Origin of the sequence: Emticicia sp. (genome assembly GCF_049241225.1) — a bacterium.
Lineage (GTDB): Bacteria > Bacteroidota > Bacteroidia > Cytophagales > Spirosomataceae > Emticicia.
This window is the reverse complement of the sequence record NZ_JBMLRC010000465.1, coordinates 25,688-40,281: the sequence shown is the minus strand read 5'-3', so window position 1 is coordinate 40,281 and position 14,594 is coordinate 25,688. Positions and strand designations below refer to the sequence as shown.

The window sequence follows — 14,594 nt, the reverse complement described above, 5'->3', positions numbered from 1 at the left end:
AGCGGTCTTGGTTTATCGTGAATTGCTTGAATGTAAATGAATTTTTTGGCATTTTTATTCAGTCGATAGACCGCAGTCCACGGTCGATAGATTTTTTTGTTAAGTCGATAGACCGCAGTCCACGGTCGATAGATTTTTTTTCAGTCGATAGACAGCAGTCCACGGTCGATAGATTTTAATTTACAGAAACTTCTATAGACTGTCGTCTGTGGACAGTGGACTAAAAAATAATCATTTCCTTCCAAAATCGGCGGGATTTTCGCCCCAATAATCAGTTTCCCATTTCAATACTTTATTCGGGTACGTATTTTCTTTGAGCCATTTTTCGGCACGTTCGAGTAAATCAAAAATCTCAGGATTTCCAGTCGATTCGTCGAGTTTTGTATTGGCTCTTTTGTTTTTTACCCAACTGATAGCCGTTCGAGAGTCTGAATAAATAGGTAACGAAGAATTATGCTTTTTTAAGTGAGCCAAAGCATGTACGATAGCCAAAAACTCGCCAATATTATTAGTGGCTTGCGGAAATGGCCCTTTATGAAACAAACGTTCTTTGGTTTTCAGATAAAACCCTTGGTATTCCATATCTTTCTTGACCGAATTCCAAGCCGCATCAACCACCACCGACTCTAAATTGGGCGGAGGAAAAGCTGACTTTGGAATTTTCGTTTGCTTCGCTTCGGCAGCCTTTTGAGTATGCTTCCAATAGTTTTCGCCCAAAGCTTTTTCGGCTTCACTCTTCGACTCAAAAGCTTTGTATTTTGCACCTTGAACTCCCTCAACTTGCTTTTTACAATCATCCCATGAGTCATAAACTCCTTTTGTTCGACCTTCCCAGACTGTATAAAATTTTTGTTTTTTTGCCATTTTGCAAAATTGCAGATTTTTGTGGGTTTGAAAACAATTTCTGCAAAAAATTCATAAAAAAAGCCTTTTCTCTTTGCAGAGAAAAGGCATACTCTATTTAGTGGTGATGAAGTTTTATTACGCTAAAATATCTTCTACTTCGTTGAATTCAAGGCCCCACGCATCGGCAACACCTTTATAAACAACTTTACCATTGGCCACATTGAGTCCTTTTTTCAATTCTTCGTTTTCGCTACATGCTTTTTTCCAACCTTTGTTGGCCAACTGCACAGCATACGGCAATGTTGCGTTTGTCAGAGCCAATGTTGAAGTGTAAGGCACTGCACCTGGCATATTTGCTACACAATAATGTACAATATCGTCAATGATGAATGTTGGGTTTTCGTGCGTTGTTGGCGTACAAGTTTCGATACAACCACCTTGGTCAACGGCTACGTCAACTACAACCGTACCCGGACGCATCAATTTCAACATATCACGAGTAATCAAATGCGGAGCTTTCGCACCCGGAATCAATACCGCACCCACTACTAAATCAGCCTCGGCAATTGCTTCACGGATATTGTAATGGTTCGACATGATTGTAGTCACATTTGGCGGCATAATATCTGACAAATGACGTAAACGTGGCAAACTTACATCCATAATCACCACTCTTGCACCCAATCCAGCGGCCATTTTAGCGGCTTGTGTTCCTACGATTCCACCACCTAAAACCAAAACTTTGGCTGGCGGAACACCCGGTACACCTCCCAACAAAATACCTTTTCCACCCGATGGTTTCTCCAAATATTTGGCACCTTCTTGAATCGCCATACGACCAGCAACTTCCGACATCGGCACCAATAATGGCAAGCTACGGTCAGTTTTTTCTACTGTTTCGTAAGCCAAGCAAACCGCTCCACGCTCAATCATGGCGTGAGTCAATGGCTCAGATGAAGCAAAGTGGAAATAAGTGAATAATAACTGGTCTTTCTTAATTAACTGATATTCTTGCTCAATCGGCTCCTTTACTTTGATAATCATTTCGGCAATGCCATAAACCTCTTCTATCGTAGGTAGCATTGTTGCACCTGCTTGTGTGTACTCTTCATCACTAAACCCACTACCTATACCAGCAGTTGCTTGTACATAAACGGTGTGACCGTGTTTTTTCAATTCTGCTACTCCAGCAGGAGTAAGTGCTACTCGATTTTCGTTGTTTTTGATTTCTTTAGGTACTCCGATTATCATAATCCAGAAATTTTTATATTGATGAAGTGTAATTGCTCTCCGCTACGGCAAAACCATAGCGGAGATGTATATTTTATATGATGAAGTATAATTGCACCACAAAATTAATGTATAAAGAAAATATTATTGATATATTTGAAAAAATAAGAATTATTTCATGCCAATTATCGATTTCAAGGAAATTACTTCTAATAACATGTATTTTTGAAGTTCTGAAAAGAAAAAAATTCGGTACTAAATTATCAGCATCAAACTATACCAAGCCGTAATAAGCATTAACTCAATAAAATTATGATACTCGACGAAACTGACAAGAAAATCCTCAGATTACTGCAAGAAGATGCACACCTGACCCTAAAGGATATTGCACAGCAGATAAACCTTTCGCTCACGCCCGTACACGACCGCGTGAAACGTTTACAACAAGAAGGAATTATTGAGAAATACGTAACGATTTTAAATAAAAAGAAATTGGGGCAGAACCTAACGGTTTACTGTCAAGTTACGCTCATTAAGCAAACCCACGACACCTCTGAGGGCTTTAATCAATCAATTATGAATCTACCCGAAGTAGTAGAATGTAATTTTGTGTCGGGTAGTTTTGATTATATGCTCAAAATCGTTGTGCCTGATATGGAAAGCTATCATCAGTTTCACCAACAAAAATTATCGGTGCTATCGGGGGTTTCGTTGATACACAGTTTTTTTGTGATGTCTGAGGTAAAAAGCACAACCGTTTTGCCTATTTGATTACTGGTTACTGGTAAAAGTACTTTTGCATTTTTGAAGTTTCAAAAATGCAAAAATATTCTTCCATTCTATAATTCTCTCATTCAATCATTAGATTTAACACGCAAATCTAAATCCGATTCCGTGTACGTTTTCGATTTTGATTGAAGGGTCTTCGGCGAGCATTTTTCTTAGACGAGTCACAAATACATCGAGGCTACGGCCTAAGAAATAATCGTCACGCCCCCAAATAGCCGTCAAGATTTCGTCACGCTTAATTACTTGATTTTTGCGTTCGCACAGAAACTTCAATACCTCTGCTTCTCGGTGCGTAAGTTGCTCAGTTTTTGATGGAGATTTTAAGCTAAGCTCTTGATAATTGAAATCATATAAACCCACTTTCCATGCCGTAAGGCCCTGTATTGGGTCTTTTGAAACATCTTTACGTTTCAGAAAAATCTTTATTCTAAGACACAACTCCTCAATACTGAAAGGCTTCGTCACATAATCATCACCACCTATTTTCAAACCTGCAATGCGGTCTTCTTGCATGGTTTTGGCAGTAAGAAAAATAATTGGCACTTGCTGATTTTGCTTCCTGATTTTCTCGGCTAAAGAGAAACCATCTAACTCAGGCAACATCACATCGAGCAAACAAAGGTCATATTTATCTTTACTAAAACTTTTCCATGCTTCTTTGCCATCTTGAAAATGCACAATATCGAAACCTTCGAGTTCAAGGTTATCTTTTGTTACAAATCCTAAATTTGGGTCGTCTTCTACGTATAATATTTTGGGCATTGTTGAATAGTTAATAGGGAATTGGTTATTGGGAAACTGGTTTATTTGTGAGTTGAATTCGGTTTACTAATCAAGTTTACAGCAAGAAACCAATATCCGCACCGGAGCGGCGTACCGTAGACGACCCCGAAGTTTACCAGTAATCAGTTTACCAATAACTAAGCCTCTTGCTTCATCGTTACTTTAAAAGTCGTTCCTTCTCCTACCTCGCTCTCTACATTTATTTGCCATTTGTGGGCTTTGATAATTTGGCTAACATAACTCAAACCCAAGCCAAAACCTTTCACATTATGTAAATTGCCAGTCGGAACTCTATAAAACTTATTAAATATTTTTGTAATGCTCTCTTTAGGAATTCCGATGCCATTATCAATCACAGAAAATACTAAACAATCGCCAATATTTTCAGTACGAATAGTAATACAAGGTGGTTTTGGAGAATATTTAATGGCATTTTCGAGTAAATTTCTAATCAAACTCATCAACTGCGTGCGATCGGCATAAATACTCGATTTAGTGGCAGCTAACTCAACTTTCAAACCATCTTCCAGTTCGGCTTGCACACCTTCAGTTACTTCGTTTATCAAACTGTGTAATTCTTGTAATTGAATATCAAGTTGCATTTTTCCTCGCTCCAAACGGGCAGTATTCAACACAGTTTCGACTTGTGTTTTCAGTCGATTATTTTCCTGACGAATAATCTGCACGTATTTTTTCAAACGCTCAGGTTGTTCCATTATTTTAGGTTGACTCAAAACATCGGTAGCGATACGAATTGTCGAAATGGGTGTCTGAAACTCGTGCGTCATGTTATTCACGAAATCTCGCTGAACTTCACTGAGGCGTTTCTGACGTAAAATAACAAACATTGCGTAGCCAAAAAATATTGTCACCACCAATGTAATGAGCGAAGAAATCAACCAAATATCGAGCCTACTGGCCAAATAACTGGTCTTACTCGGAAATCTCACACCAAAATAATTGAGATATTTGTCGGTTTTTGGTAATGGCTTAGCTGAAACACTGCTGGTTTCGTAGTTAGCATCAATGTATGAACCATACACAATTTTTTCACTCTCGCAGTCATAGATGCCATATTCAAAAGGCGTATTGAGATTTTGCTTTTTGAACTCTTCTTTCAGATAATGCTCCAGCACATCGGCATCGAGTGGCACTCGAAGGTTAGAAACATAATAGTCGGAAGAAAGCTGCGTAACAGGGTTGTCGAATTTCGAGAGTTTATAAAGCGTAGAAATTCTGTTCGCTACATTTCGCAGCGAAATCATGACGGTCTGTCTAAATTGTTGTTCTTTTAAGTCGAAAGCACGTTTTACCCAGTAGGCCTGCACAGCAATAATTCCCGTAATCGAAAGCGTACCGAGTAAAACCAGAAGTCTGATTGTATTTCTATTCAAAACGGGACAGTTTTTTCGTAAAAATAACTAAATCTTACTTCATAACAAAAAAATAAGTATTGTTTGTAAAATTCTTATTAAGCGGACTATTAATTATCGACTGCATATTCCCTTAAAAACCATGATTTTTCTTTGAAAAAGCAAATTTTATCTCTTAATTTGTTTAACCAAATCTAAAAATGTATTTTTGACACTTATTTAATTAACCCTAAGCAATATGCAAAAACTACAAACACTTGACTACTTAGTTTTTCTATTTTATTTTATCATTGTGGCAGGCTACGGCTACTGGATTTACAACAAAAAGAAATCGGCACAAACTTCAACTAAAGACTTTTTCTTGGCCGAAGGCTCGCTTACTTGGTGGGCAATTGGGGCTTCGCTAATCGCATCAAATATATCTGCCGAACAGATGATTGGAATGTCGGGCAATGGTTTTTCGATGGGCTTGGGTATCTCAACTTATGAGTGGATGGCAGCCGCTACCTTGATTATCGTTGCGGTTTTCTTTATGCCTATTTACCTAAAAAATAATATCTCAACCATGCCGCAGTTTTTAAGCCAACGCTACAACAAAACTGTGAGTTTGATTATGGCAATCTTTTGGTTATTGCTTTACATTATGGTAAACCTCACTTCGATTTTGTATTTAGGAGCATTGGCAGTTTCGGGTATTTCGGGTTTAGATTTTTATTCTTGTATGGTTTTCTTGGCAGTTTTTGCTATTATTATCACCATCGGTGGAATGAAAGTAATTGGCTTTACCGATGTAATTCAAGTGTTTTTCTTGGTAATTGGTGGCTTGGCGGCTACTTATCTGGCCGTAACGTTGGTTTCTGACAAATACGGTATGGAAGGTTTGGCAAATGGCTTTAAATTAATGACCCAAAACCACGACGACCACTTCCACATGATTTACCCGAAAGGAAACCCTCACTACATGTCGCTTCCAGGTTTGACGGTACTTTTTGGTGGAATGTGGATTGTAAATCTTAACTATTGGGGTTGTAATCAGTATATCACACAACGTGCTTTAGGTGCTGACCTCGACACCGCTCGTAATGGTTTATTGTTTGCAGCATTCTTGAAATTATTGATGCCTGTAATCGTTACACTCCCAGGTATTGCGGCGTATGCTTTATACCAAAAAGGTATGTTTCAGCAAGAAATGCTGGGGGCTGATGGCACTTTCAATCAAGATAGAGCCTATCCTGTTTTGTTGAATCTACTACCCGTTGGCCTAAAAGGCCTTTCATTTGCAGCCCTTACGGCGGCAGTTGTGGCCTCGTTGGCTGGTAAAGCAAATAGTATTTCGACAATCTTTACTTTAGATGTTTTCAAGCCATATTTTGCTAAAGATATGAGCGAGAAAAAGCTCGTTGTTGTGGGTAGAATTGTAATTATTATTGCGATGGTTTTGGCAATTGTGATTTCTCCATTCATGGGTATCGAGAAAAAAGGTGGTTTCCAATTTATTCAAGAAATGACAGGCTTGCTTTCTCCAGGTATTTTTGCGGCATTTATTATGGGCTTTTTCTGGAAAAAAACCAACTCAGCAGGGGCGTTTTTCGCCATTGTTGGTGGCTTCTTGATTGCTTTAGCTATGCACAACAACTGGCTTCCAGGAACTGACTGGAGTGCGATACCATTCCTTGACCGTATGGGCTGGGTGTTTGTGATTTGCGTAGTTGTGATGTTTATCTTGAGTTTAGTATTGCCCGATGAAAAGAAAGGTCTTGAAATTGATGCTACGATGTTTAAAACAACCACTGGCTTTGCGGTTGGGGCAGTTATCGTCATTATTACGATTATTTCACTTTATACCTATTTCTGGTAAAATTTCAAGTCAGAGTAGTAATAAAAAAGTATTTTATAGACGGTACTGCGAGAAATTGCAGTACCTTTTTTATTTATCAGTTTATTTCAAAACGAAATGATTACTTTTGCAGAAATTACTTATCACTTAAAACAGGGACTCCCCTTTAGGGGCTGGGGGTTATGAAAATTGCCGCAATAGACATTGGCTCGAATGCCGCCCGAATGCAGATTTCGTCGGTATTGACCAACAAAAATAAAATTAGCTTTAAAAAGGTTGAATACGTGCGTTTTGCTCTACGTTTGGGCATGGATGTATTCAATGGTGGAAGAATTTCGCACGCCAGCGAAGCTCGAATAAAAAAACTACTACAAGCATATCAGCTTTTAATGGAACTCCACGAAGTAGATGCCTACATGATTTGTGCCACAAGTGCCATGCGTGAAGCCGAAAATGGTGCCAATATTGTAGAGCGTATCAAAAACGAGCTGGGTATGGAGATTCATCTGATTGAAGGAGAACAAGAGGCCGAACTAATCAATAACGTCATTGTTACGGTGCTTGATGATGACCGCACTTATCTACACATTGATGTGGGTGGCGGAAGTACAGAACTGAATATTTATAAAGGACAACAAAAAATTGCGGCAAAATCATTTAAAATTGGTTCGGTACGCTTATTAGAGCATAAAGAAGCCCCTGATGTATGGAAAAAAATGCAAGCATGGGTCGATGCCAATATTCCAAGTCATGAAAATGTGATTGCGGTTGGAACGGGCGGAAATATCTCGAAGCTTTTCAACATGATTGAAGGCAAAAAAGATAACAAAGCCAGTCTAAAAGACCTTGAAAAAATGCGAAACTACATTGAAAAGTTTAGTTTGGAAGAACGCATGAATAAGCTCCAACTCAACGCCGACCGTGCTGATGTCATTGTTCCGGCATCGGATATTTATATTTCAGTAATGAAATGGGCTGGTGCAACCGAAATCATGGTACCAGATTTGGGTCTGAAAGACGGTATTTTGATGCTCGTCTATGAAACTTTGATGAATGAGGAATAAAATATGTTAACACAAAAAAAGCTCAACGATTTTCATCATTGAGCTTTTTTTTGTGCGTCAAACCTTATATAAACTTATAACATTTTCTTAATGATTTCTTCTACTGAAATATTTTCTGCTTCAGCCTTAAAATTACGCACGATACGATGACGAAGCACCGATACCGCTACAGCTTTCACATCTTCAATATCAGGCGAGTATTTACCATTGATGAGGGCATTACACTTTGCACCTAAAATTAGGTTCTGAGAAGCTCTTGGGCCTGCACCCCACTCTAAATATTTATTGGTTTCGGCTGATGCCATTTCCGAATTTGGACGAGTTTTGTGAACTAATCCAACGGCATATTCAACCACGTTATCTGGCACTGGCACACGGCGTACTAAGTGCTGGAAGTATAAAATTTCTTCGCCCGTAAGTACTTTATTGACAGTAGTCTTGCGGTCTGAAGTTGTATTCTTAACAATATCGAGCTCTTGCTTGTACGAAGGATAATCGAGCGTTACCATAAACATAAAACGGTCGAGCTGTGCTTCGGGCAGTGGATACGTTCCTTCTTGTTCGATTGGGTTTTGAGTTGCCAATACGAAAAACGGACGGCCAATACTGTGTTTTGTTCCGCCAACCGTTACGGCAAACTCTTGCATGGCTTCGAGCAAAGCTGATTGAGTTTTAGGTGGCGTACGGTTAATCTCATCGGCCAAAACGATATTAGCAAACACTGGCCCTTTGATAAAACGGAAATTACGCTCATTATCAAGAGTTTCCGAACCCAAAATATCTGATGGCATTAAGTCGGGCGTAAACTGAATACGGTTAAAGTCCAAATCAAGTGCAGAAGCTATTGTTTGAATCAACAATGTTTTTGCAAGACCTGGTACACCAACCAACAGGCAGTGACCTTGACAGAAAATAGCGGTTAGGAGTAAACGAACAGTTTCGTCTTGTCCGACAATCACCTGTCCGATTTCTGTTTGTAATTGATTAAACGCCACTTTGAGGGCATCTGCAGCTTCTACGTCCGAAGTAAATTTAACTTTGCTCATTTATGGATTTTTCAAAAAGTCGATAGTCAATAGACCACAAGACGACAGTTTTTAAATTATTGATTATCAAAAATTTATGCAAAAAAATCTTGAACTAAAAATCATAATTCTTAATTCTACATTCTTAATTTTCTAATACTCTACTCCCCCACTTATACGGTCTTTACCAAAAATATTACAGGCTTCAAACTCAGGGTCTATCTTGATATACACATCGGCTGTTGCTTTTTTGAACCATTTTTCAATCTCAACATTCCGTTTTTCCATCATCGCAAAATCTTTGAGTTTTTCAAAATCATCATTCAAATTTGCTTTATGAGGAGCGTGTTTTGCCTTGTAATAAATGATTCTTACTCCTGTTTTTCCGTCTTCGCTTCTGTACGGCATGGGTGCAGTAATCGTGCCAACTTTCATACTATCAATCATAAAATAGAGTGTTGGCTCCATTGATTCATCCAATGGAAGTTTGGTAGAACCAGTCTGTGGGTCCATCAAAACTCCACCGCCATCTTGCGTTTGTTTATCATCCGAAAACTCTTTCGCCGCTTTCTCAAATTTGATACTATCTTTCACGATTTCGGTGCGAATACTATCCAAAAATTTCGTAGCATCTGTTACATCTAAACGATTATAATCTGGACGCAATAAAATATGTCTTGCATGAAATTCTTGTCCACGGAGTTCGAGGGTTTGAATTAAGTGTAAACCATAATCAGACTCAACCACATCTGATATTTCGTTAGGTTTCAATCGCATGGCAGCTGCCTCAAACTGAGGAACCATCGCCCCACGTTTCGACCAACTCAAATCTCCACCGTATTGGCGAGAACCCGGGTCTTCTGAATACTCTTTGGCCAAGTCTTCAAATTTTTCACCCGCCAAAATACGGCGTTTGTAATCAAGTAATCTCTCTGATAACTCTTCTTTCTGTGCTTTTGTTACTTTAGCCAAGCGAACAATATGTGCCAACTCAACCTCAGTTGGAATTTCGGGAATACTATCTTTCGGAATACGATTAAAGAATTTCTTTACCTCATTGGGGGTAATCTTGAGGTTCTCAGTAATTTTTCCTTGCATACGTTGGGCTGTAAGTTGTTCTTTTACCTGCGAACGTACTTCACTTTTGAGTGTTTCGAGCGATTTACCAAACTGTTCAACAATGTTTTTTTCGTTGCCATATAACTGAATCATTTGCTGCATACGGGCAGTCAGTTGGTCGTCAACTTGTTTGTCTTCTACGTAAACCGAGTCGATTTCTGCTTTTGCAACTAAAAGTTTGTTTACAACCATGCTCTCTAATGCCTGACATTTACTTACAGGTTGTTGTTGTTGCACACCTCTGAGATACAACTGCTCAACTTCGGAGCGAAGAATAATGTAGTTGTCAACTTTTGCCACAATACGGTCAATGTTGATGGGGGCTTCTTGTGCCAATGCCAACATCGGAAGGCAAATGAATAGGAATAATTTCTTTAACATTTTATTTATTTGGATACTTTAATAGTCAACGTTCAAACCCAACAGAGACGTATTTTCATACGTCTCTACGAGTGCTTTATTATTTTTTTATACCAATTGCTTTCTGAATTTCTTCGTTATTGAGTTTAACTGGATATTTATTGATTAAATCGGCTTTAAATTGTGCTTCAAGATATTTTTGGTATTCAGCCAAAACTTGACCTCGGCATTCTCGAAGTGTTTTATATCTGGCAGGCTCAACTTGCTCAATAATGACATCTACAAACTGACCATCCTTCGCAATTGATTGCTTGCCAGCTTCCCACTTTACTAAATCCACAAATTTATTATCGCCTTTTTTGAAGTAACCATCTTCGACAGTTACATTATTAGGGTCTTTCGAGTTGAATACTTTTTCTACGTCTTTCTTGTAATTACTATAAAATGCAAACGCAACTCGTTGATTTTTTGCCCAATCAAATTTATCGGCTGGTTTGGTTTTGGCATAATCATTTTCGATGATTCGCTCAATCGAAAGACCATTTGCTATCAAAAATGCCTTGGTTTTTTCTAAACGCTCGGCCGAAATATTATCGTTTTCTTGCTGGTCGGCATAGCCTCCTATCTCTACTACGTACCCCTTATTTTTACGCATTATATCAAGGATATACACCAACGTTTTTTTATGGTCTGGTGTCAGCTCACTTGTATTCTTGAGGTAATAAAGTGGTGTACGGTACAATCTTTTCAAATTATAAGGTTTTCCTTTTTCAATAACCTCTTTTACTTGATACACCGTCTTGGCATCTTTTGATGCAATCACCGTTGCCAAGACTCGTTCTGGCATTTGGTATCTTTCCTTGTTTTTTTCATAAAACAGGCGTTGACCAGTTGTATCAGACGTTGATTTCTCATAAACCAAATCGTTGAGCAATTCCATCTTCAACAAACTCGTGCTGTACTCTTTCATCAACACTTTAAACTCGGGGTTTAGTTCTTCGAGGTTTGCTTCGGCATACGATTTTACGGTATTATCAACAAATTTCTTGTAAAAACTACGCATAACCATCGTTGGGGTATATCCTGCTGGCGTTCGCTCAAAGGTTTGTCGGTCAACGGCAAAATCAAAAAATGATTTTACTGGATAGGCCTTCGAACCAATACTAAAAAGAGTTTTCCCAACCAATTCATCATTGATGGCATAGTTCCATTTTTTTATTAGAATATTCGTATCAGCCGCTGCGAAAGCCCTTTTTACCACCCCTTCGTCTTCAACAAACTTCATTTGTCTTTTCAGCTTGTTGATGGTGGTTTCGCGAACAACATCACCTCTTGAATCTGTCACGATTTTATCTTTCAATTTTACCGAAGCTTCTTCAAAAGATTCTAATGGAATTTTCTTTGAAAGTTTTATCAAATGCCAACCGATAGCTGTGCGAACTGGCTTTGATACTTCACCTTCTTTCAAAGCAAATGCTGCTTGCTCAAACGAAACTTCCTCTCTGCCGCCGATGCCAAAGGCAGGCAAAAACCCTCCAAAGTTTCTATACTTTGTATCATCAGAATATTTACGACAAATATCTTCAAATGTTTCGCCCTTCATGATTACGTTGTAAAGCGAGTCGAGCGTAGCTTTGGCTTTCAGACTTTCTGATTCGGGAGCATTTGTAGGTACAACTTTCAATATATGCTGCACTAATACGCTTCCACTGTATGGCCTGCGGTCCAATACTTTTATAAGATGGAAACCACCTTTCGTACGAACCGGCATCGAAATTTGCCCAACTGGAGTTGTGTAAGCAGCTTTTTCGAGTGGGTAAAGAAAACGCATTGCTCTAAACCAACCTAAATCGCCGCCAATATTATTCGATTTTTTATCTTGTGAAAACTGCTGAGCTAATGCGGCAAAGTCTTCACCTGCTAATGCCTTATTTCTTATATCAATGAGTTTGTTGTAAATGGCAAGTGTATCGGTGGGTTCGGCAAATTCTGAAAGTTGGTACATGATGTGTGCAGCACGTACTTCTTCTTTCATCCAAGTATAAGTTTCGTTCAAGAGCGATTTTATGGTTGCACTATCAGTCAAATACGACTCCGCCAACATAGCTCTATAACCTTCAATTTCCTCCTTAAATTCCTGTACCTTATCATAACCACGTCTTTGGGCATCGGCAATGATGCGTTGGTCGTTGATAACTTGCTCTAAAAATGCTTCGGGCGATAGTGTGTCTTCTGAAATCTGATTCTCGAAGGCATCTTTAAGTTCGGCCGTTTTCAGTTCGTTGGTTCCAACTGTAATGGCTACTGGCTCAGGCTTCTCTTCTTTTACTGCTTGAGTACTGGTTACTGAAACTGGAGGCCGTGAAAAAGCATCTTCGGTAGGTTTCGAGTTTACTTGTTGATTAGTTCTTGGTTGAGGTTTCTTAGCTACCTGACAAGCTAACTGAATAAAAACTAATAGTATATATATATATTTATTGTGTATCTTCATAAAGAGCATCGAACAATCATCTTCAATAAACAACTGTAAACGTAAAAATTTATTGTGATGAAAAGTATTTTTGTTGAGTAAGGGTAGCCTCCCGAATCTGCCACAGGAGCATCGGTAGGTTTGTTAAAAAGTCAAAATTAAACGAAATTTCTGCTTTTTACGAAATTTTAGTGAATAATTTCTTCAATTATTGATTCACCCGAAGAAAAATCTCCGCTTGTCCACTGCCATTTTTCGTGTAATCTGATAGTGCCATCGGGCAAAATTTCGGGCGTTGAAAGACACTTTCCAGTCATGAGTTCGCCCACCGAATTGATGTGTTCATAACGCATATCAAGAGCATCGTTTTCGATAACTTTTGCTACCAAAAAACCTTTTATTATTGCTCCGCCGCCATATTCGGCCCACACAACGTTGCCTTGCTGTTGGTAATAAAAAAGTGTTTCGCTACCTACTTCACCATTATCAGTATTGGCAACAGATTTGAAAGTTTTTTGGTGGTAGTTTATGCTCATTTTTAGTTGATTTTTGCTCGTAGGAATGTCCAAATTGGACGTTCCTACGAAATTATACTACACAATTTTGTATAACGGCGAACGAGAATGGCGAACTGGAAGTTCGCTCCACATTAGATGATTGGTTCTTGTTGCGAAAGGCAATGAAAACTTCCCAATCCCCAAATGATTTCGGTGGCATCAATACCCACAACTTTATGATTTGGGAAACACCCTTGAATGATTTCTAATGCCACGGCATCTTTTTCACAACGGTACGTAGGAACAATGATTGAGCCATTGGTTATCAAGAAGTTAGCGTAAGATGCAGGCAATCTTACTCCACTGTCATAAACGGCATCGGGCATGGGTAACTCGATGATATTCAGAGGTTTACCGTTTGGTAAACGCATGGCTTTTAAATCTTCGAGGTTTTGTTTGAGCGGGTGATAATTGTCATCGTTTTCGTCGGGTTCGACAACCGTCAGTACGGTATCTTCGTTTACGAAACGAGTGGTATCATCAATATGTCCGTCGGTGTCATCGCCTACGATTCCTTCTGTCACCCACAAAACTTGTTCAACACCATAAAAATTACGCAAATAATCTTCGATTTCGGCTTGCGAAAGGTGCGGATTTCGGTTGGGGTTTAATAAGCAAGATTTGCTCGTCAGTACCGTGCCTTTTCCATTAAATTCTACTGAGCCACCTTCCATAATTATTCCTGGTACTACGTAAGGTAAATTGAGGTATTCGGCAATGCGAACAGGAATTTTATCATCATCATCATACGGTGGATACTTTCCGCCCCAGGCGTTGTAGCCCCATTCGACAATCATTCGCTCTTTGGTTTCTGGATTTATCAAAAATGCAGGGCCGTGGTCACGACACCAAGAATCATTGTTGGGATGAATCGGTACTTCGATTTGATTTTTATCAATATCATATTTTTCAATCAAACCCCAAATAAGAGCTTGATGAGCTGCGTCTTTGGCATTGATACATACTTTTTCGCTTTCAGAAATAGCCTTCACAAAAGCCATGTATGATGGATAGATTCGCTCTAAACGGTCGCCATAGTCCCAAGAATCGGAACTTTGCGGAAAACTAAGCCATGTTGCTCTATGTGTGTGCCATTCGGCTGGAAAGAAAAAACCTTGTTGTTTCGGAGTCATTTTTTGAT

At 39.0% G+C, this 14,594-nt stretch carries 12 protein-coding genes; 3 read left to right on the top strand and 9 right to left on the bottom strand.

Annotated elements, in window-relative coordinates; genetic code table 11:
* Nucleotides 1-231 precede the first annotated feature (231 nt).
* Together ACOVO2_RS23945 and ald are read right to left on the bottom strand one after the other, a co-directional pair.
* A complete protein-coding gene (locus ACOVO2_RS23945) occupies nt 232-864 on the bottom strand; it encodes a viroplasmin family protein (RefSeq protein ID WP_421772397.1) in 633 nt (210 codons plus the stop codon).
* Between the two features lie 117 nt (nt 865-981).
* Entirely contained in the window at nt 982-2,097 is a 1,116-nt protein-coding gene (ald, locus tag ACOVO2_RS23940) for an alanine dehydrogenase (protein WP_421772396.1), read from the bottom strand.
* 291 nt (nt 2,098-2,388) lie between these two features.
* Here ald and ACOVO2_RS23935 point away from each other — a divergent pair, with 291 nt between their 5' ends.
* Nucleotides 2,389-2,847: an Lrp/AsnC family transcriptional regulator gene (locus tag ACOVO2_RS23935; protein ID WP_188769356.1), complete on the top strand. Its 459-nt coding sequence runs from the start codon at nt 2,389-2,391 to the stop codon at nt 2,845-2,847.
* A 96-nt stretch (nt 2,848-2,943) separates the two neighbouring features.
* Here the strand turns inward: ACOVO2_RS23935 and ACOVO2_RS23930 are convergent, their stop codons facing one another.
* Both ACOVO2_RS23930 and ACOVO2_RS23925 read right to left on the bottom strand, forming a co-directional pair.
* On the bottom strand, nt 2,944-3,627 hold the full coding sequence (locus tag ACOVO2_RS23930) for a response regulator transcription factor (protein WP_421772395.1): 684 nt from the start codon (nt 3,625-3,627) through the stop codon (nt 2,944-2,946).
* Nucleotides 3,628-3,785: 158 nt separating this feature from the next.
* The gene (locus ACOVO2_RS23925; RefSeq protein WP_421772394.1) at nt 3,786-5,042 is read right to left on the bottom strand and encodes a sensor histidine kinase; all 1,257 of its coding nucleotides are present in this window, start codon (nt 5,040-5,042) and stop codon (nt 3,786-3,788) included.
* Nucleotides 5,043-5,259: 217 nt separating this feature from the next.
* Here ACOVO2_RS23925 and ACOVO2_RS23920 point away from each other — a divergent pair, with 217 nt between their 5' ends.
* Together ACOVO2_RS23920 and ACOVO2_RS23915 are read left to right on the top strand one after the other, a co-directional pair.
* Nucleotides 5,260-6,879 (top strand): sodium:solute symporter family transporter, encoded by a 1,620-nt coding sequence (locus ACOVO2_RS23920; protein WP_421772393.1) that lies wholly within the window; start codon nt 5,260-5,262, stop codon nt 6,877-6,879.
* A gap of 161 nt (nt 6,880-7,040) precedes the next feature.
* The gene (locus ACOVO2_RS23915) at nt 7,041-7,922 is read left to right on the top strand and encodes a Ppx/GppA phosphatase family protein (RefSeq protein ID WP_421772392.1); all 882 of its coding nucleotides are present in this window, start codon (nt 7,041-7,043) and stop codon (nt 7,920-7,922) included.
* A 74-nt stretch (nt 7,923-7,996) separates the two neighbouring features.
* Here the strand turns inward: ACOVO2_RS23915 and ACOVO2_RS23910 are convergent, their stop codons facing one another.
* The 5 genes from ACOVO2_RS23910 to ACOVO2_RS23890 form a co-directional block, all read right to left on the bottom strand.
* The gene (locus tag ACOVO2_RS23910) at nt 7,997-8,968 is read right to left on the bottom strand and encodes an AAA family ATPase (protein WP_421772391.1); all 972 of its coding nucleotides are present in this window, start codon (nt 8,966-8,968) and stop codon (nt 7,997-7,999) included.
* Nucleotides 8,969-9,100: 132 nt separating this feature from the next.
* Nucleotides 9,101-10,447 (bottom strand): foldase protein PrsA, encoded by a 1,347-nt coding sequence (locus ACOVO2_RS23905; RefSeq protein ID WP_421772390.1) that lies wholly within the window; start codon nt 10,445-10,447, stop codon nt 9,101-9,103.
* A 79-nt stretch (nt 10,448-10,526) separates the two neighbouring features.
* Nucleotides 10,527-12,917: a peptidylprolyl isomerase gene (locus tag ACOVO2_RS23900; protein ID WP_421772389.1), complete on the bottom strand. Its 2,391-nt coding sequence runs from the start codon at nt 12,915-12,917 to the stop codon at nt 10,527-10,529.
* A gap of 167 nt (nt 12,918-13,084) precedes the next feature.
* Complete coding sequence (locus ACOVO2_RS23895) at nt 13,085-13,432, bottom strand: n-acetylglutamate synthase (RefSeq protein ID WP_421772388.1); 348 nt, start codon at nt 13,430-13,432, stop codon at nt 13,085-13,087.
* Between the two features lie 113 nt (nt 13,433-13,545).
* Nucleotides 13,546-14,586 (bottom strand): agmatine deiminase family protein, encoded by a 1,041-nt coding sequence (locus tag ACOVO2_RS23890; RefSeq protein WP_421772387.1) that lies wholly within the window; start codon nt 14,584-14,586, stop codon nt 13,546-13,548.
* Nucleotides 14,587-14,594 lie beyond the last annotated feature (8 nt).

What these genes read in the sequence shown, in the direction of transcription:
- ACOVO2_RS23945 (WP_421772397.1), bottom strand. Translation starts at nt 864, where the DNA reads ATGGCAAAAAAACAAAAATTTTATACAGTCTGGGAAGGTCGAACAAAA.
- ald (WP_421772396.1), bottom strand. Translation starts at nt 2,097, where the DNA reads ATGATAATCGGAGTACCTAAAGAAATCAAAAACAACGAAAATCGAGTA.
- ACOVO2_RS23935 (WP_188769356.1), top strand. Translation starts at nt 2,389, where the DNA reads ATGATACTCGACGAAACTGACAAGAAAATCCTCAGATTACTGCAAGAA.
- ACOVO2_RS23930 (WP_421772395.1), bottom strand. Translation starts at nt 3,627, where the DNA reads ATGCCCAAAATATTATACGTAGAAGACGACCCAAATTTAGGATTTGTA.
- ACOVO2_RS23920 (WP_421772393.1), top strand. Translation starts at nt 5,260, where the DNA reads ATGCAAAAACTACAAACACTTGACTACTTAGTTTTTCTATTTTATTTT.
- ACOVO2_RS23915 (WP_421772392.1), top strand. Translation starts at nt 7,041, where the DNA reads ATGAAAATTGCCGCAATAGACATTGGCTCGAATGCCGCCCGAATGCAG.
- ACOVO2_RS23910 (WP_421772391.1), bottom strand. Translation starts at nt 8,968, where the DNA reads ATGAGCAAAGTTAAATTTACTTCGGACGTAGAAGCTGCAGATGCCCTC.
- ACOVO2_RS23905 (WP_421772390.1), bottom strand. Translation starts at nt 10,447, where the DNA reads ATGTTAAAGAAATTATTCCTATTCATTTGCCTTCCGATGTTGGCATTG.
- ACOVO2_RS23900 (WP_421772389.1), bottom strand. Translation starts at nt 12,917, where the DNA reads ATGAAGATACACAATAAATATATATATATACTATTAGTTTTTATTCAG.
- ACOVO2_RS23895 (WP_421772388.1), bottom strand. Translation starts at nt 13,432, where the DNA reads ATGAGCATAAACTACCACCAAAAAACTTTCAAATCTGTTGCCAATACT.
- ACOVO2_RS23890 (WP_421772387.1), bottom strand. Translation starts at nt 14,586, where the DNA reads ATGACTCCGAAACAACAAGGTTTTTTCTTTCCAGCCGAATGGCACACA.